Consider the following 17,778-nt stretch of genomic DNA (forward strand, 5'->3'; position numbering starts at 1 on the left):
GTAGTTAAGTTTATCTTAAGAGCTAGAAAATAATTAATCACCTCGATCAAAAAGGAAATGCCTTTTTCCAATAATCATCGTTAGCTTGACACATACAGTTTATCCAGACAAATCTTTGACCTGTTCTGTCTGTTGCAAAAATTAGTTGTTTTTTGTAAGATGTCATTATTTTAGCTATTGTAACATCTCTTATTCCTTTAAGAACATCCTTATAGTAGGTATTTAAGCTTTTATAAAAAAGTTCTTCAACTTTATAGAAGAAGGGCTAAATATGGCTCTTTATAGTTTTGAATAAAAGGATTAATTTACACAATGGGATGCTAGGGTGGCTCAGAGAGCGCCGTATATAAAAAGGAGCTTTGCTTTTGAGTAGTTGAGTAATTTGTTTTACGGTTTGTCCAATGCTTAACCTATAGCAATACTAATTAAAATGTAAGAATCGCTTTTTGTTGTCACCAACAAAATACTCTCTCCAATTTAATTTCAGAATAAAGAAAAGTGCAGAATACTAACTCTGCACTTTCTATTATGTTTATCGTATTGCCGTAACTCCTTTCTTATTTTTCAACTCTTCAATTTCTGTTTTCAGCTGATTGATTTGCTGCTGCTGTTCAATGATGGAAGCCACCAGTACAGGAATGAGGCTGGTTTCATTGATGGTTGAAATAGTTGCATTTTTGTAATTGTTCTTTCCCAGCATATAAGGGATTCGTTTTTCTTTCACCAGTTCAGGAAACACAGTCTGTATATTCTCGGATAGAAAACCGTATTGTTTGCCTGCCTGCAGATTCAACTGTTTGTATTGTTTGGTATTGTATTCAAAGCTGATGGGTTTTAACTGTGTGAGTTTATGAACCGGGTTGCTGATGGAACTGATGTTCAGTTTTGTCTGCTGATCGTTCAGTGCCTGTGAAAAAACAGCAGTTGAAATAAAAAATGATAATGCAACAAATGAAAAATGCTTTATAGAAATAGACATGTGAAATAATATTTAATGATTTATAAACAGATTGCCTGTAACAGCCAAATGATATTACAGAAGATGATGTGATTGAAAACGGTTCGAGTTTACGCCTGTTCGGGAGGAGGAGTGGGATTGGAGAGGTTGACCTCCTCTGCAAAAGATGAATTAGGATAAGCCGGTTTACTTTTTTGCCCGCTTAATTCTGTAGAAATAGAATTGGCAGCAGCAGTAAAGAATTGACAATGTTCCTTTGATTCTGACTCCTTTTGTTCTTCCTGTTGTTTGCTGCCTTCTTCATCCGTATTAATATGCAGTTCAATGTCAGCAGACAAATCAGTAAATGGAATAACGACTGAAATGCTGTTTAAAGCAAATAGAAAGATCAGGAATATGGAAAGCAATTTCTTTGTCAACAGTCAATTATTTTCGATGTGCAAATTTAAGCTGAACAGTTTGTTTAAATTAATCAGGGTTAATTTTTAATCTTTATTTATGAATTACCCTTTTTGTAAATGAAATGACCTCTTTGTTCTTTTCTGTTACCAGCTGCTAACTTTGGCAAAGTTGTAAAAGCATGATTAAATAAGTGCAGACTGATGAAACTTTGCCAAAGTTTGTTCATACCATCTCCCTGTAATAATAAACCTTCACCCCCTCTTTTCCTTCCTTTGCTGCATTGATCATTGCCTTCGCCACATCAGCAGCCTGTATGCCTTTATACTTTGAAGGAATTAAAAAAGAAAAAAACTGAAATACTTTCTTACCGATGCTTTCTCCCGTCCGTTGCTCTTTCCGGTTGCCTAACAGAAAGGAAGGACGAAACACATGAAAGCTGTGGTATTTGTATGTGGCAATTACTTCTTCCACTTCGCCTTTCAGTCTTGAATAAAAGATCGAAGATTTTGAATCGGCACCTGCAGCTGAAACCAGTAAGTATTGCTGAAAACCGGCTTCTTTGCCAAATCTTGCGGCATTCACAGGGATATCAAAATCAATGGTCCGGTACAAAGCTTTATCACCTTTTACATTGGCATTGGTAGTGCCGATGCAGCTGAAGATACAGTCGCCTGTACCGAGCTTTGTTTGATAATCGGTATAGTTGCTGAAATCGGTGATACATACTTCCAGCTTTGGATGTTGAAGTTCTAATGGTCTTCTTACCAGCACTCTTACTTTGGTAAAAGCATCGTCGTTCAGTAATTGTTCCAGCAAATGAGAGCCGACTAAACCGGTTGCTCCCAGAACTACTGCTGTTTGTCCGTTCATAAATTGTTTATTTTGCAGCTGTATGCAAGTTCATCAAAATATTTCACTGCAGCAATACAATACATTCGGGATTGATGTAAAGGCAAAATTGTTTGCTGATTTTTCCTCGCTGCAAAAACTGCAGGAAGTTCTGGCCTATGCGAGGCAGTTATCACCCAACGCTCAAAAGTTGATTCTTGGCGGCGGCAGCAATCTTTTATTCACCAAAGATGTGGATGGATTTGTATTGAAAAATGAGATTGGCGGAATTGAGCAGGTAAAAGAAGATGAAGACTTTGTTTACTTACGGGCCGGTGCAGGTGTCAACTGGCATGCATTTGTGCAGTATTGTGTGCAGCAGAATTTGGGTGGAGCAGAAAACCTGAGTTTGATTCCGGTAATGGGGGCAAGCCCCATGCAGAATATCGGTGCTATGGAGTGGAAATAAAAGATCTGTTTGAAGAACTGGAAGCTTATCATCTCAATGATAAATCAGTCGTAAAGTTTTCAAACAGCGACTGTGCATTTGGTTACCGTGAAAGTGTATTCAAACGTCAGTATAAAAACCAATTTGTAATTCTGAATGTAACCTATAAGCTGCGGAAGCAACCATTGTTCAATACCAGTTATGGTGCTATTAACCAGGAACTGGAACAGATGGGTGTAACAGAATTATCTGTTCGAAGTATTTCGCAGGCAGTGATCAATATCCGTTCTTCCAAATTGCCCGACCCGAAAGTGATTGGCAATGCAGGAAGTTTTTTCAAGAATCCATCCGTCAGCAAAGAAAAATATCATCAGCTGCTGAGTGAATTCCCTTCAATTGCTGCTTATGCCAATGCAGATGGAACTATGAAACTGGCAGCCGGTTGGTTAATTGAACAATGCGGTTGGAAAGGATATAGAAAAGGCGATGCAGGCTGTCATGCAAAACAGGCATTGGTGCTGGTGAATTACGGACATGCAACGGGTAAAGAAATTTTTGATTTAAGCGAAGAGATTCTGCAAAGTGTGAAAACAAAGTTTGGAGTGGAATTGGAGAGAGAAGTGAATATAGTATAGCCGGTAGTCATTAGTCTGTAGCCGATAATAGTTAAAGAAGTTGGCTAATGACTAATCACTAACAGCTATCGGCTTTCTTCTCAACTCACCACCCAACTCATCACCAGTTCTTTCATAAAACGGTAATGCACTGTTAATGAAAGCGGATCAAATTTTTGAAACTGGCAGATCAGTTTTCCTTCTTCATCATTGCCTTCAATATTCTGAATAGTCATGTGCTGGCGAAAATCAACACCACCATCACCAAACCATTTGAACATCGATTCTTTGGTACTCCATAATAAAGTGGCCAGTTGCAGAAGCTGGGCCGTACTCATCTGTTCATCGAGGAACATCTTCTCTTCATCGGTTAAAAACTTATGACTGATGCGGAAAATCTTATCCGTAGGATGTTCAATATCTACACCAACCCGTTGTTTTGAACTGACAATTGCTGCTGCATAATTGCCGCAATGCGAAATAGAGAAATGATATTTCTCATCGGGCAAAAAAGGTTTTCTTGTATCAGCAATTAATATTTCTGATAAGGGAAAATCTTCAAACAGGGTTGGCAGCAAATAACGGCCCGCCAGGTGCTGCAAACGTTTATGCGGATGCGATACATCTCTTTTTAACGGCACTCTTTCCAGGAAAAAATCTTCTCCTTCTTCAATATGCCAAAGCCCTACTTTTGTGGCGCTGTTGATAGTATGTTGATAAACGAGCGGCATCTCTGTGATTTAGAAATTACATTGCAGCACTGAATAATTAAGCAAATATAACTATGATCCTTTCTGACTCACGCATCCTGGAAGAAATAGAAAAAGGAACCATTAAACTTGTTCCCTACGACCGTGAATGTTTAGGCAGTAACAGCTATGATGTGCATTTGGGCAGTACACTGGCCATTTACAAGGATCATATGATTGATGCAAAGAAACATAATGAAATTGAATACATGGAAATTCCTGACGAAGGGATTGTATTGTATCCGCATATCTTTTATCTCGGGGTAACATTGGAGTATACTGAAACACATGCACATGTTCCTTTCCTTGAAGGAAAATCATCAACCGGTCGTTTGGGCATTGACATCCATGCCACAGCCGGTAAGGGTGATGTGGGTTTCTGCGGTAACTGGACACTGGAGATTTCCGTAAAGCAACCGGTGAAAGTGTACAAGGGAATGCCGATTGGTCAGCTCATTTATTTCCCTGTTGATGGTGAAATTGAAGTGAAGTACAATCAGAAGAAAAATGCGAAGTATGCAGGGCAGCACAACAAACCTGTTGAAAGCATGATGTGGAAGAATAAATTCTGATCAGTTACTGAAACAACGCATACAAAGCAAAACTGGCGAGCCAGTGTTCTCCGCCATAGCCCCCGTTAACAATGTTGGGTAAAGAAGTTGCCAAATGATTTACTGATGAACGCAGTAATATTTTTCGTCTTGCATCATTCACAGGCAATGAACCGGCAATTCCTTTCATACACCAGCTTCGGCTGAAACTTAATCCATCGAGATGAACGATCTGGTAATCGCTTCTGTCGCTTACAACAGGAAGGATGGTAAGATGTTTTAACGATGATAATGTGATATACTGGTTAAACCAGGGCAGAAATTCTTTCTTCGGCAATACTCTTCTCATCAGGTCTGCAACTTCAAGCGAAGGAGAAAGGAAGTCTGATCCGTTTGGTTCCCATGAAGCAGGAACATTTTTATCTTTTTTAAACAGCATCAGCGAAGCATTGATGATACTTTTTTCAAACGAAGTGTTCTTCACTGCTCTTGCATAATCCAATGCAAATACAATTCCGAATGCTGTGTTGGGATGAATGCCTGTTCTGTTGGGATAGGTTTGTTTGGGAAGAAATTTCATCCACAGATCAATGACTTTATTGGTCAACGGTTGAAGCGAAGCATGCCAGCGCTGTGCATCAGCATCATTCCAGTCCAGTAATTCTTCATCTAATTTCAGTAACCATGCCCAACCATAAGTCCTTTCCCATCCAGAGGTAAGTGGTATATCAAAATACTTTACTTCCTGCAAAATGTTTGGCTGAGTAATGGTTTGGTTGATGATATTCCTGATCTGTGCTGCTTCAGGCAGATTGGGGAATTGTTTCAGCAAACGGATCAACATCCAATGTCCGTGAACACAGGAATGCCAGTCGAGACAACCATAAAAAGAAGGATGCAGTTCATGCGGCTTCAGCACATGATCACTGTCGGTAACGGATGTGTGATTGGTTTTATTGGGAAATTCCTGCTGAATACATTTCAATGGCAGCGATGCAAGATGAGAAGCTCCTTTTTCTGTAAGAATTAAACCGGAGCTGTCTTTCTTCATAATAAATAACTCATTCACCTGCGCATGAATATTCGTAGTTGAAAAAGTGAGAAGGAAAGAGAATAGTATGCGGATCAGTTTCATGTGTTTATTATTTAATGCTTATTCAAACTTATTGTATTAAAAGCTTTTGAATTTGCAGAGCAGTTTATAACTCCCGAATTTTTGCTTGTACGCAATTAACCATCCTGTTACTTCAGAATAGCTTCCGATTCCTTTTCTTTGACGGTTTTGTTTCAGATAAAAATCATAAAATGCATCTGTCCAGTCCTGTAAAAAAGTGCGGTGTGCTTTTGCAGAAGCTGCAAAGGTTTTAAAATCTCTCTTTACTCCGGGATGTAATTGCTTGCCGATATCTTTGCAATGGTTGAATCAACTGCTCTTAGATTATTCCATGAATAAAGAAACATATCGAGATAAGCAGAGTATTGCATCAATGTATCTTTTGAATGAGTGGCAGCGAGAAAACCAACAAGGTTTGCTTCGCTTTCACTGGCATAACCAACCTGGTGGGCCATTTCATGCGTTGTAACATAAGGCTGCAGAAAATTGGGTATCTGCACATTCACCTGCCCTTCACCGGTAAATTGATTGTAATAACCCTGGAAGCCGACATAATTTCCGATTCTTCCAAACATAGAAGGCTTCAATGAAACATGTTTGTAATGAATAAACGAAAACTTTTGTTCAAGTTGCTGATATCCTTCAACTGCTGATTGAAACATCCGGTCACGGCTCATTACCGTGTCTTTATGCTGCAGACAGGATTCTTTGGTTGCATTTACTTTCGCCAGCAATACCTGGTTGAGATCTATCAACTGCTGCTTTTCAAATTTTGCGTTTTGCAGGCCGAGCTGGTATTCAATTCCCTTGCGGTAGTAATTTAATCCCCAGAACAGATAGAAATAAACATATACAAACAGGAGAATTATTCCCGCTGTGAAAAGGGGAGTGAGTTTTTTCCTCCAGCTATCTTTTTTATGAAATAAACGCACAATAAATTTCCCGATCTGCCACAAAACGCTGACAGTAACGATAGAATATATGATATCGCCTAAACTGAAAGGGAGCCAGCCAAACAAAACCCTGAGTACAGATGCCAATGCCGGAAAAAAGCCGGATGCATAGTTTTTCTCAATCCAGTCGTGATTGCCCGAAATAAAGAAGATAAACAGGGCAAGGATGGACAGAGCAGTTACAAATGAAATGCGCATCAGTCGGCCGTAGGTCATACTCAAAGTTAAAGGCAAATGGAGAATTTGAAAATTGAAACTGGGCCGGCTCGCTGAGAATTGTACAGCAGTTGCCGATAGCCCCGACCGAAGTGAATACCCCGAAGGTTTTGTGCTTGGCTGAACTTCTGAAAAACGGTTAGCTTTGCACTGTGCCGGGCATTGGTACTCAGCGGAGTAGTAACAAAGGGCGGGAAACTGAAGCAGAACAGGGCATGAACCCTGCTGCTTCTAAATAAAACCCATTTTTCCTTTGGCTGGGAACTGATTTTCGGATACCTTTGCAAACTCTTTAAAATAGGGTGATATGAGCAGCCGCCGGGAATTTGAAATAGCATTTGTGGGTTTAAAGCCCGGCAACCATGAATTTCTGTTTGAAATTGATGACAGGTTCTTTGAAGAATTCGGAAAACAGGACTTTAAAAACTGTAAAGCAAACGTAAAGCTGAACCTGGAAAGAAATTCCGGTTTTATGATGCTGAACTTTGAGGTAGGTGGTACAGTGGGCGTTCAATGCGACCGCTGCGGTAACGACCTTCCATTAGAACTGTGGGACGAATTTGAAATGCTGGTGAAAATGACGGACGATCCGGAGAAAATGAATGAAGAAGAAGAGAGCCCGGATGTATTTTATATCTCCCGTACCGAAAGTCATTTGAACGTTAAGAACTGGATCTATGAGTTCATTAACCTCAGCATTCCTTTACAGAAAATGTGTAAAGAAGATGAAATGGGCGGATCACATTGTAACAAAGATGTGCTTGCACGCCTGGCTCAGTTAAACCCTGAGAAAACTGATAACAAGTCAACGATCTGGAAAGATTTAGATAAATTTAGAAACGAGTAAAAATTAAAAGACATGCCAAATCCCAAACGCAGACATTCGCAGCAACGCAGTGCGAAGCGTCGTACACACTATACGGCAGTGAGTGTTACTTTAACAAAAGACAGCACAACAGGTGAAACACATCCACGTCATCGTGCACATGTGAGTGAAGGCAAACTTTTCTACAAAGGAAAACTAGTAGCAGAAAAAGCTCCTCTTAAAGCGTAAGCTTTCATAACTTCCCTCCATGGTCATAGGAATTGACATGATGGGTGGCGACTACGCCCCTCAGCAGACGCTGTTGGGCGTAGATTTGTTTTTAGCGGATGCTGCCCCCGATATTCAACTTCTTTTAATAGGAGATGAAGAGATTATGCGTCAGCATTTTCTGTGGTTCCTTCCAATATTTCGTTTTTGCATACATCAGAAGTGATTGATATGCACGAATCGCCCACAAGGGCTTTGCGTGATAAACCCAACTCATCCGTAAGTATGGGTCTCCAGTTATTAGGTAATGGAATGATTGATGCCTTTATCAGTGCCGGTAACACAGGGGCTGTTATGGTGGGTGTGTTTTATACCATCCGTGCCATTGAAGGTGTGTTGAGGCCAACCATTGCAACTGTAATTCCAAAAGTACAGGGTGGATATGGTTTGATTCTGGATGTAGGGTTACAGGCCGATTGTAAACCTGAAAACCTGTTACAGAATGCAATACTTGGAAGCATTTATGCACAAACCATTCTTGAAATAGAAAACCCTGAAGTTGCACTGATTAATATTGGTGAAGAAGAAGGGAAGGGAAGCCTGCTTGCACAGGCAGGTTATAAATTACTGAAAGAAAGTAAGCTGATTAATTTTACCGGTAACATTGAAGGCCGTGCCATTTTTACGGGTACTGCAGATGTGATGGTATGCGATGGCTTTACAGGCAACATTATTTTGAAATTAGGTGAATCAATTTTTGATATTGCTAAATCACGCAACCTGAACGAAGACGATTACTTCAAGAGGTTTGATTTTGAAATGTATGGCGGTACTCCTGTACTTGGCGTTGATAAACCAGTGATTGTTGGGCATGGTATTTCAACTTCAAAAGCATTTAAGAATATGATCCTTCTTGCAGCCAAGATGATTGAAACAAAACTGCTGGAGAAGATGAAAGAAAAATTTGTAACGGAGTAAGTTTAAATTTTCTTTTGAGGTATTAATTATAATATTCAGTCTGGTAACAATAAACGAATCGTATTATGTCTGGATTATTTCATGTGTCTCAAATCTGTCCGGTTCGTACAATAAAATCATTTTGCATTTTTTTATTCAAATTTGCATTTTACAGTATCTTAACTATAGTCTTTTTGAATTGTAATGATCCCTATGCACCAATAACAAAAGAGGAACGCATTGGGGATATGATGAAAAATATCAGAAACACTCCTGAATGGATAGCACAGCTTAAAAAAGAGGCAAATGAAAAAGGAGTGTCTTTAGATTCGCTTGTAAAGAAAGCTGCTGTTTTTATGATTGAACAGGAAGATAACAGGAAGAAATCAAGGTTTCAGAGGATCGAAGAAATTAAGCAGGAAATTCAAAAAACACCTGAATGGATCGGAAGCCTCAGGAAAGAATCCGAAGAAAAAGAGGTTCCGTTAGATTCACTCATTAACGCCGCAGCAGGTTTTATAATTGAGCAGCAGGATGGTAAAAGATGATTGTTTTTTGTTGAATTGCACCAATAGTATTGCACGCTGACTTTTCAAAGTACAGATATTCTTCAGTTGATGACGCTTCTGGTCTGCATAAAATAAAGTAAACTCATTGATTTACATTGGCAAAAAAAGAACCCTTACTGTAAATGAATATCTCTCTTAAGGATACCGTTGCTCAAAAGCCGCTTTTTTCAATATTGTTTCTCTGTTTAGTGAGTACTGCAATGCACTGGCAGATATTCACTACTGATTTAATTGGCGTGCATGTATGGAGGCAATCTCAAACCCAGATTAATATTCAGAATTTTGTTCGTTATGATTTTAATATAATGAACCCCCGTAATAATTTTGTTTTTGGTGAAAGCAATATCAAGCGGTTTGAATTCCCTGTTATGCAGTGGCTGGTCGCTGCGGCCGGGAAGATATTTGGTGAATCAATATCAGTAACAAGAATATCAATGTTCCTTATTGGTATTGCCTGTGTAATCGGGATGTTTTTTTTGCTGAAAGCTGTTTTGAAAGATAATCTTACTGCCTTATTGGGTGCGTGGGCGTTTAATTTCTCCCCTTTGTTTTATTATTATACGATGAACCCCCTGCCGGATGTGTTTGCACTTTGCTGCACTGTTTGGTATATGTTTTTCTGTTCAGTTACTTTGACAGGCAGAATACAATATCATTGTTATTGGCCGCATTCTTTCTTGGACTGGCCACTCTTGCAAAACTTCCATTTATAATTTTTGGTTCAGTGGCAGCTGTTTATGTTTTACAGCAATTGCAAAGCAAGGGAATAGCACCGCTGAGAAAATGTTTTGCACTGATATTTGTTTTTACTTCCTTTCTTCTTCCGGCTTTTTTCTGGTACAAATGGGTCATTCCTTCATGGGGCGATAATGGAGTGTTAAAAGGAATTTTTTCTAACAGTGTGTCCACTGAACGCACTATTGAGATATTTAAATTTCATGCTTTTGAGCTGCTTCCTAAGATCCTTCTCAACTATGCAGTTGTTCCATTTTTTTTAGCTGGGTGTTTTTTTATGGTCAAAAACAAAGTGTATGTTAAGGCAAAATGGAGTTTACTGGCTGCCGCCGGGCTGACTGTTATACTGTACTTTCTTTTAGAGTATAATATGATTGATATTATTCACGACTACTACATGCTGCCTTTCTTACCCCCGCTGTTTCTTATTGTTGCATATGGTATTAAAATGCTGCTTATGGTAAGCAGATTTACACGCTTTGCAACAGTTGGGCTGCTGATTCTCCTGCCTTTTTTTGCTTTTCTGGCAGTGAATAATTACTGGAATGTGAGAAAATCTTATTTCAATCCTGATGTTTTTATTTACCGGAAAGAATTAAAAAAAGCTGTTCCGACTGATTCAAAATGTATTATTTTAAACGATGTGTCAGGCTATATTTTTTCTTACCAGGTTGATAAGCAGGGAGCCATCTTTAATGATGAAAATCTGTCTGGAGCATGGATCAGGGATCTGGTTAAGAAAGGATACAGATACATGTACTCAGACTGCAGGAACGTGGATGACAACCCTGAAGTTCAAAAAAGTATTGATCATTTAATAGTGGAATGTGGTTCGGTTAAGGTTTTTAAACTAAAAGAAGAATAAGGTTTGTGCAGGTCTGATGAGTCAACAAAAAGCCCTTAAGCTTAAACTTAAGGGCTTTTTACATTTTTGTGATCCCGCTGGGACTCGAACCCAGGACCCCAACATTAAAAGTGTCGTGCTCTACCAACTGAGCTACGGAATCGTCCAAAATAGTTCTGTTTTTTGGGAGTGCAAAAATAGGGTAATTCGGTTTTGCTCCCAAGTTTTAAAAAAAATACTTTTTACAATCATGTGAGTAAACAATTGAATTGAGTACAGCTGCCGTATTTTTGCAAAAAACAGATCAGAATGGATTTTAAAAATAAGGTGGTGGTTATTACAGGAGGGGAGTGAGGGTATTGGAAGAGCAATGGTGGAAATGATGCTGAATAAAGGGGCAAAAGTAGCTACCTGTGGCCGTAAACATGATAAACTGTATCATCTGCAAACACAGTTCCCCGGGCAACCATTGCATGTAGTAGTTGCTGATGTAAGCAGTGAATCTGACTGCCGGGATTTTATCAACTCAACCATTAAGACATTTGGCGGTATAGATATTCTCATTAATAATGCCGGACTTTCAATGCGTGCATTGATCAATGATGCTGAAATCAGCGCCTTTAAGAGGCTGATGGATGTGAATTTCTGGGGAACGGTTTACTGTACAAAATTTGCGTTACCATCCATTATTGAACATAAAGGAACTGTTGTCGGTATTTCTTCCATTGTTGGCAACAGGGGTATTCCTGGTCGCAGTGCATATTCTGCATCGAAGTTTGCGATGCAGGGTTGGCTGGAAGCTTTACGGGATGAAATGTTTCAGCATGGGGTAAATGTATTATGGGTGTCACCAGGGTTTATTGCCACTAATATCAGAACTGTTGCATTGAATGCTGAAGGAAACCCAATTGGTGAAACACCCATGGATGAATCCAAACTCATGAGTGCTGAAGAATGTGCCAGGCATATTATTTACGCAGTGGTGAAACGGAAACGTTCTGTTGTTTTAACACTTACCGGAAAGGCAACTGTGTTTATGAGTAAGTTTTTTCCACGATTAGCGGACCTCTACATTCATAAATTTTTCTTTAAGGAAGGGAAGCTTATAAAATAAAAATGAAGAGTCATTGATAATGGAAGTATTTGCTTCAGATCGTTTTACATTTATAATTCTTTATTTTTAATTTCCCATTACTAACCATGCCGCTACTAACCCTCACATCAGATATTGAGAACAGGACTACCTGGCCGGGGCAGTAAAGGGCGTTTTATTAAGACAGGATTCTTCTTTTCAGCTGATTGATATTTCACATCATCTTTCTCCGTTCAATGATCCACAGGCAGCATATGTGGTGAGAAATGCTACCAGACAATTTCCAGCCGGTACCTTTCATCTTGTATTGGTGAACATGTTTCAATACAAACCCGATCATTTGCTGATGGCACTTCACAATGATCAGTACTTCTGTATTGCTGATAATGGTCTCATCACCATGATACTGGAAGAACCGCCGCAGGAAGTTGTTGCACTGCAGCTTGATAAATCTTCAGCCCGCCATACACTGGCCTGTACAGAAGTATTTGCAAGAGCTATTCAACAGGTGGCTGCTGGCAAGAAATTAAAAGAGATTGGTGATGATTCAATTTCTATCCAGGTAAGAAATCCGTTACGGCCCATGACTACCAACCAGTACATGGAAGGTCAGATCATCTCCATCGATCATTTCGAAAATGTAATTGTGAACATTACACAGGATGAGTTTGAAGCGCAACGCAAGGGCCGCCGTTTTAAAATTGTATTTAAACGGGATGAAGTGATTGACCGTTTCAGTGAAACCTATGCTGATGTAAATGAAGGGGAGAAACTGGCTCTTTTCAACTCAGCCGGGTATCTTGAAATTGCCATCAACAAAGGAAATGCTGCCGGACTTTTTGGCTTGAAAAAACAGAGCCGTTTGTCAAACTGTCCGTCTGAAAAAAACCCCGAATAGTCGCCAGGAACCGAAGGGGAGAACTGCTGAGCACAGCCCTTGCTCTTATAAATTTATATAAATTGTTTCTGGCATCACTAACGATAAGTTCTATTGTATTGCTGACGTGTAAGAACAAATTGTTTATAAAAGCAATGCAGTACCGTCCCTCTCTCTGGAGAGGGATAAGAGGGAGAGGCCAGAAATGTTGCCAGTAAATTTGCAGTACAAGTGCGATCAAATTCCATGTTTATACCGCCAGTTAAATACAATCACCATTAATATTAAAGGCTGTTAAAAGATGCTTACGTACCCTCATCTCCTTATTTTGCCCGCCCGCATTAAACCGGGTTTTTAAACCAACGCTTTTTATGAATTTCCAAAAGCTCAACAACATTACAGGCTGGATAGTAGGCCTCTTTGCATGTGCCATTTATATCTTAACCATGGAGCCTTCCGGCAGTTTATGGGATTGTGGTGAATTTGTTTCCACTGCCTATAAATTAGGTGTTCCTCATCCGCCCGGTGCCCCCTTATTTATTTTAATGGGAAGATTGTTTACACTCTTTACGCCTAATGATGCGGCGGTTGGTGTAAACCTGATGTCAGCTTTGGCAAGTGGTTTCACCATTATGGTCCTGGTCTGGACCATTACGCATTTTGGAAGAAGACTTGTGCAGAAAGAAAATGAAGAGCTTCAGGGAAACCAGTTGTTCAGCATTATGGCTGCTGGTGTTATTGGTGCTTTAGCTTATACATTCAGTGATTCATTCTGGTTCAGTGCTGTTGAAGGTGAAGTATATGCATTGTCTTCTTTCTTTACCGCTATTGTTTTCTGGGCCATCCTGAAATGGGAGCATGAAGATTCAAAAGCAGGTGATGATGACATGAAGCGCACACATGCAGAACGTTGGATTGTGTTGATTTTCTTCCTCATGGGATTAAGTATCGGTGTTCACTTACTGAACCTCTTAACCATTCCTGCAATAGTAATGGTGTATTATTTCCGCAGGTATAAACCAACATGGACCGGTGGAATTGTTGCCCTGGCAGTGGGTGTAGGAATATTAGGTGTAATACAGGTGGCAGTTATTCAATGGAGCATTGCTTCTGCAGGCTGGTTCGACCGTTTATTTGTAAACAGCTTTGGCCTGCCATTCTTCTCAGGATTTATTTTCTTCTTTGCAGCAGTAGCAGCACTTATCTGGTTTGGCTTAAGATGGGCACAAACAAATCACTGGCGCTTTCTGCGTTTAGGTTTGTGGAGTTTTGCTTTTATGCTTATTGATACTCAACTTATGTTACTACCATATGATCCGCTCCAATGCTGATCCTGCTGTTGATATGAATGATGTAAACAATCCTACTTCATTGGTAAGTTATCTCAGTCGTGAGCAGTATGGCGATATACCATTATTAAAAGGCCAGGTATTTACAGCAGAAGCGAATTATGAAGATGTGGGCGAAGTGTATCAGCGTGTAGGTGATAAGTATGAGGTTGTTGGTACAAAACGAAAAGCTGTATATCCTCCTGAGCAAACAATGGTGTTTCCACGTGTATGGGATGCAAGTAATGATCAGGGACATGCTGATTACTATGCACAGTTCCTTGGCATTGGAAAAATGCAGGATAAACAAACAGGAAAAATTTCTTACGAACGTGATCCTGACATGGCCGATAACTTTAAATTCTTCTTTAAATACCAGATTGGTATTATGTACGGACGTTATTTCATGTGGAATTTTGCCGGTAAACAAAATGATGTGCAGGGAGTGGGTGAAAGAAGAAATGGTAACTGGATCAGCGGCATTTCATTTTTAGATAATGCCCGATTGGGTAATCAGAAACTGATGCCCGACAGTTTGAAAAATAACAAGGCAAACAATACTTTATTCTTCCTTCCTTTCTTACTTGGATTGTTTGGATTAATTCAGCAACTCAGCAAACACAAGCGTGATGGACTGATTGTTGGCCTGCTGTTTTTATCAACCGGATTTGCAATTGTCTTATACCTTAACCAGGCGGGCCCTCAGCCACGTGAAAGGGACTATGCTTATGTAGGAAGTTTCTATGCTTTTGCTGTGTGGATTGGTCTTGGATATTTCCTGGTAAAAGAAATGTTTGAAAAGTTATTAAAGGCGTTGCGGGTTCATATGCAGCAGCTGCTTTTATGTTTTGTTGCTGTACCATTGTTACGGCTACACAGGAATGGGATGACCGCGACCGCAGTAAAAAAAACACTGGCTCCTGATCTGGCTGCTGATCACCTCGAAAGCCGTGCTCCCAATGCTATCTTGTTTACGGTTGGCGATAACGATACCATCCATTATGGTATGCGCAGGAAGTAAAAGGATCCGTCCTGATATTCGTGATCACCGATCAAGCTTATTAGGTACTGACTGGTACATTAACCAACCCGTTATAAAGTAAATCAAAGCGACCCGATTGATGTGATCTGAATGAAGAACAGATTGCAGGCGATAAGGGAATATTGTTTATCATATCCCTGTTTCTCAAACCGATACTTCTTATGTTGACCTGTATAACATGATGAAAGACCAGGCAGGCAGTGATGCAGAAAATAAAATGTACAGGGTACAAAGTGGTGAATTGCTGAATTATTTCCCTGTTAACCGTGTTATTGTTCCGGTTGATGAAAATGTGGTACGGCAGAACGGAACCGTTACAGCAAAAGACAGTGTGGTAAAAGAAGTAAGGTTCCAGATTTCAAAAGGTTACCTGTTTAAAAATGATGCGGCAATTATGAATGTTATTGCAGCCAATAAATGGAAGCGCCCTATTTACTTCACACAGCCTTTGCAGATGGGATTTGATGATTATCTGCGTCAGGATGGGTTAACCTATCGTCTTGTTCCTGTTGCCAATGCAAGAGGTACTGTAAATATGGACTGGATGTATGATAAGGTGATGAATAAATTCAAGTATGGCAGTGCAGATAAAGAAGGAGTTTATTTTGATGAAGAAAACCGCAGGCATTTATTGAACATCCGTAATGCACATACCATTCTTGCAATGAATTTAATTGCAGCGGGTCGTAAAGAAGATGCGAAGAAAGTATTGCAGCGTTGTGATCAGTTAATGAAATCGAAAAATATGCCTTACGGTATGGCTTCCCGTTATGGTAACGACTCATACGATGAAAAAGAGTTTCTATTTTGCCATGACGGCTTTCCAGGCAGGTGATACAGAAATGGGCAAGCGCATTATGGAACAGGTGAAGAAAGATTGTGAACAGCAAATGGCGTTTTACGAATCTGTTTCAGATGGCGATACAAGAACACCATCAGAGTATGAATATCAGATGGCCAAACAATTGGTGCAGGGTATTGATAATGCATTAAAAGAATATGTACAGGGAGTGAAACCGGGATCGGATACAATACCGGCTAACAAAGAAGTTCCGCAAACGATCAAGAACAAGCCTGATACACAGAAATAAAGCAGCAGCGTTTCGCTCTTAATAAATTGCCGGTGAGGCGGAGAGAAGTTTAATACTATTTCCCGTCTTCCCGGCTTTTTTTATTGCTTGTTGTTTGCTTTGTATTCCCTTCAATTGTTTGCACAACTGACACCATATATTTTACAAACTTGGTACTTTGTTTTTCAATCTGTTTGTTCATTTTTCTGTACATGCCAACAGATGAAATACCTACCCGTTGAAAGTTTTCTACATCGCTGATGTCTTTGCTGAGTGTAGGAGTCATGGTTGTTCTTGCACTGGGAATATACACCCATCCAAATGGACTACAAATCCGGTAACAATCAAAGCGGTTGTTGTTCCAATGCCGGCTGCTGTTACAACCGTACCTAACATATTCTGTTTTGTATGAACAAATTCTCACCATTACCAATTTTACCTGGCAACTCGTGGTTTGTACACCCGCTGTTTAGTGAGAGTTTGAATGGATGTGTTTCGCTGTTATAAACCTCCACAAACTTTGTCATCTTTTCAGAATTTCCTGTTTGTATTCAAAATCCTGTATGATCCGTAAGTCGAGCTCCAGGTTCAGTGTTTCAACTTTGCCTCCTTTTTCAGCAGCAGCTCAGGGCTTTTGCAGGAGCTGAATAGAGCAATACCAACAAGACTGAGAATGACAAATGGGTGAATTTTCGCATGGATATGTATTTCTTCTGACGGTAAAATAAGAAATCATCGAAACACTGTCAAGAACCTTTTGGGCCCGGTATTTGTTGTTCATCAACTAACGGCATGCTAAACGCTGTTAGCAGAAATTAAAGTAAATTGATAGTTGATTATGATCGGCCATTTCTTTTCCAAATATGATCCTCGCAAAACGGGCAAAAAACCAAGTTTGAGCAATTGCTCGATCTGTTTACCCAATTGCTTACTTATACCAGCGGTGATGCTACCGAAGCCGCGATTGGTCCAACCAGCTGGATCGCAAATTTCAATTGACCAACGATGAATACGGTATTGGGGATTTTATTGAGGAGCTGAAAGAAAAAGGTTATCTCGATGAAAACAAAGTAACGGTGAATTTAAAATTACTTCCAAAACTGAGCAGACAATACGCAAGCAATCGTTAGGAAGAAATTTCGGGAAGCTGAAAAAAAAAAAAAGAAATCATCAAACCTTAAGCCGGGCATGGCGATGAGATCAATCCCTGAAACAAGGACCTTTCAGTTTGGTGATACACTGGAGCAGATTGATCTTTACCAATTCCATCCGTAATGCACAAGATCAACCACGGCATCGACAGTTTTCAGATGCGTGAAAGATGATTTGGAGATAAGAGAAACAGATTTCAAACGCAGACTTCAACCGTGTTGATGATTGACATTTCACTCCATGAT

General features: G+C 39.8%; 19 protein-coding genes, 1 tRNA gene and 3 pseudogenes. 14 read left to right on the top strand and 9 right to left on the bottom strand.

The genetic code is table 11. From position 1 onward, the window contains the following. Nucleotides 1–532 precede the first annotated feature (532 nt). The 3 genes from IPK31_12340 to IPK31_12350 form a co-directional block, all read right to left on the bottom strand. Entirely contained in the window at nt 533–979 is a 447-nt protein-coding gene (locus IPK31_12340) for a tail fiber domain-containing protein (protein ID MBK8088664.1), read from the bottom strand. An 89-nt stretch (nt 980–1,068) separates the two neighbouring features. Continuing rightward, nucleotides 1,069–1,377 (bottom strand): hypothetical protein, encoded by a 309-nt coding sequence (locus tag IPK31_12345; protein MBK8088665.1) that lies wholly within the window; start codon nt 1,375–1,377, stop codon nt 1,069–1,071. A gap of 205 nt (nt 1,378–1,582) precedes the next feature. Then, entirely contained in the window at nt 1,583–2,230 is a 648-nt protein-coding gene (locus IPK31_12350; GenBank protein ID MBK8088666.1) for an NAD(P)H-binding protein, read from the bottom strand. A gap of 22 nt (nt 2,231–2,252) precedes the next feature. Between IPK31_12350 and murB the strand changes: the two are divergent. Next, nucleotides 2,253–3,271: pseudogene (gene murB / locus IPK31_12355) on the top strand (UDP-N-acetylmuramate dehydrogenase). 80 nt (nt 3,272–3,351) lie between these two features. Here the strand turns inward: murB and IPK31_12360 are convergent. After that, entirely contained in the window at nt 3,352–3,981 is a 630-nt protein-coding gene (locus IPK31_12360) for a 4'-phosphopantetheinyl transferase superfamily protein (protein MBK8088667.1), read from the bottom strand. Between the two features lie 53 nt (nt 3,982–4,034). Between IPK31_12360 and IPK31_12365 the strand changes: the two genes are divergently transcribed. Beyond that, nucleotides 4,035–4,571 carry a dCTP deaminase gene (locus IPK31_12365; protein ID MBK8088668.1) on the top strand — a complete coding sequence of 179 codons (537 nt, stop codon included), beginning with the start codon at nt 4,035–4,037 and terminating at the stop codon, nt 4,569–4,571. A gap of 4 nt (nt 4,572–4,575) precedes the next feature. Here IPK31_12365 and IPK31_12370 read toward each other — a convergent pair whose 3' ends face one another. The 3 genes from IPK31_12370 to IPK31_12380 are packed head-to-tail and all read right to left on the bottom strand — an operon-like array spanning nt 4,576 to nt 6,833. Further along, nucleotides 4,576–5,685: a DUF2891 domain-containing protein gene (locus IPK31_12370; protein ID MBK8088669.1), complete on the bottom strand. Its 1,110-nt coding sequence runs from the start codon at nt 5,683–5,685 to the stop codon at nt 4,576–4,578. A gap of 36 nt (nt 5,686–5,721) precedes the next feature. Beyond that, nucleotides 5,722–5,955 carry a DUF3810 family protein gene (locus IPK31_12375; protein ID MBK8088670.1) on the bottom strand — a complete coding sequence of 78 codons (234 nt, stop codon included), beginning with the start codon at nt 5,953–5,955 and terminating at the stop codon, nt 5,722–5,724. Continuing rightward, nucleotides 5,928–6,833, bottom strand: coding sequence for a DUF3810 domain-containing protein (locus IPK31_12380; protein ID MBK8088671.1), 906 nt, complete (start codon nt 6,831–6,833; stop codon nt 5,928–5,930). Before IPK31_12380 ends, IPK31_12375 begins: the two co-directional genes overlap by 28 nt. A gap of 307 nt (nt 6,834–7,140) precedes the next feature. Here IPK31_12380 and IPK31_12385 point away from each other — a divergent pair, with 307 nt between their 5' ends. The 6 genes and pseudogenes from IPK31_12385 (at nt 7,141) to IPK31_12410 (ending at nt 10,992) form a co-directional block, all read left to right on the top strand. Beyond that, nucleotides 7,141–7,680, top strand: coding sequence for a DUF177 domain-containing protein (locus IPK31_12385; GenBank protein ID MBK8088672.1), 540 nt, complete (start codon nt 7,141–7,143; stop codon nt 7,678–7,680). Nucleotides 7,681–7,692: 12 nt separating this feature from the next. Continuing rightward, a complete protein-coding gene (rpmF, locus tag IPK31_12390; GenBank protein MBK8088673.1) occupies nt 7,693–7,887 on the top strand; it encodes a 50S ribosomal protein L32 in 195 nt (64 codons plus the stop codon). A 19-nt stretch (nt 7,888–7,906) separates the two neighbouring features. Next, nucleotides 7,907–8,844: pseudogene (plsX, locus tag IPK31_12395) on the top strand (phosphate acyltransferase PlsX). 173 nt (nt 8,845–9,017) lie between these two features. Next, complete coding sequence (locus IPK31_12400) at nt 9,018–9,371, top strand: hypothetical protein (protein MBK8088674.1); 354 nt, start codon at nt 9,018–9,020, stop codon at nt 9,369–9,371. A gap of 143 nt (nt 9,372–9,514) precedes the next feature. Then, nucleotides 9,515–10,105: a glycosyltransferase family 39 protein gene (locus IPK31_12405; GenBank protein MBK8088675.1), complete on the top strand. Its 591-nt coding sequence runs from the start codon at nt 9,515–9,517 to the stop codon at nt 10,103–10,105. Further along, on the top strand, nt 10,054–10,992 hold the full coding sequence (locus IPK31_12410) for a hypothetical protein (GenBank protein MBK8088676.1): 939 nt from the start codon (nt 10,054–10,056) through the stop codon (nt 10,990–10,992). Before IPK31_12405 ends, IPK31_12410 begins: the two co-directional genes overlap by 52 nt. Before the next feature lie 69 nt (nt 10,993–11,061). On the opposite strand, the gene IPK31_12415 is transcribed toward IPK31_12410, so the two are convergent. After that, a tRNA-Lys gene (locus IPK31_12415) sits at nt 11,062–11,134 on the bottom strand. Nucleotides 11,135–11,280: 146 nt separating this feature from the next. Here IPK31_12415 and IPK31_12420 point away from each other — a divergent pair. The 6 genes and pseudogenes from IPK31_12420 to IPK31_12445 all read left to right on the top strand — a co-directional run bounded on the left by IPK31_12420 (nt 11,281) and on the right by IPK31_12445 (nt 16,402). Further along, nucleotides 11,281–12,085 (top strand): annotated as a pseudogene (locus IPK31_12420) (SDR family oxidoreductase). Nucleotides 12,086–12,215: 130 nt separating this feature from the next. Next, on the top strand, nt 12,216–12,962 hold the full coding sequence (locus IPK31_12425; GenBank protein ID MBK8088677.1) for an SAM-dependent chlorinase/fluorinase: 747 nt from the start codon (nt 12,216–12,218) through the stop codon (nt 12,960–12,962). A gap of 350 nt (nt 12,963–13,312) precedes the next feature. Further along, nucleotides 13,313–14,272: a DUF2723 domain-containing protein gene (locus IPK31_12430; protein MBK8088678.1), complete on the top strand. Its 960-nt coding sequence runs from the start codon at nt 13,313–13,315 to the stop codon at nt 14,270–14,272. Beyond that, on the top strand, nt 14,253–15,290 hold the full coding sequence (locus tag IPK31_12435; GenBank protein ID MBK8088679.1) for a hypothetical protein: 1,038 nt from the start codon (nt 14,253–14,255) through the stop codon (nt 15,288–15,290). The genes IPK31_12430 and IPK31_12435 overlap by 20 nt, the downstream gene beginning before the upstream one ends. Before the next feature lie 199 nt (nt 15,291–15,489). Then, the gene (locus IPK31_12440; GenBank protein ID MBK8088680.1) at nt 15,490–16,146 is read left to right on the top strand and encodes a hypothetical protein; all 657 of its coding nucleotides are present in this window, start codon (nt 15,490–15,492) and stop codon (nt 16,144–16,146) included. Next, nucleotides 16,100–16,402, top strand: coding sequence for a hypothetical protein (locus IPK31_12445; GenBank protein ID MBK8088681.1), 303 nt, complete (start codon nt 16,100–16,102; stop codon nt 16,400–16,402). Before IPK31_12440 ends, IPK31_12445 begins: the two co-directional genes overlap by 47 nt. Nucleotides 16,403–16,457: 55 nt before the next feature. Here IPK31_12445 and IPK31_12450 read toward each other — a convergent pair whose 3' ends face one another. Beyond that, entirely contained in the window at nt 16,458–16,805 is a 348-nt protein-coding gene (locus IPK31_12450; GenBank protein ID MBK8088682.1) for a hypothetical protein, read from the bottom strand. Nucleotides 16,806–17,778: the final 973 nt, after the last annotated feature.

The sequence above is a fragment of the Chitinophagaceae bacterium genome (assembly GCA_016713085.1).
GTDB lineage: Bacteria > Bacteroidota > Bacteroidia > Chitinophagales > Chitinophagaceae > Lacibacter.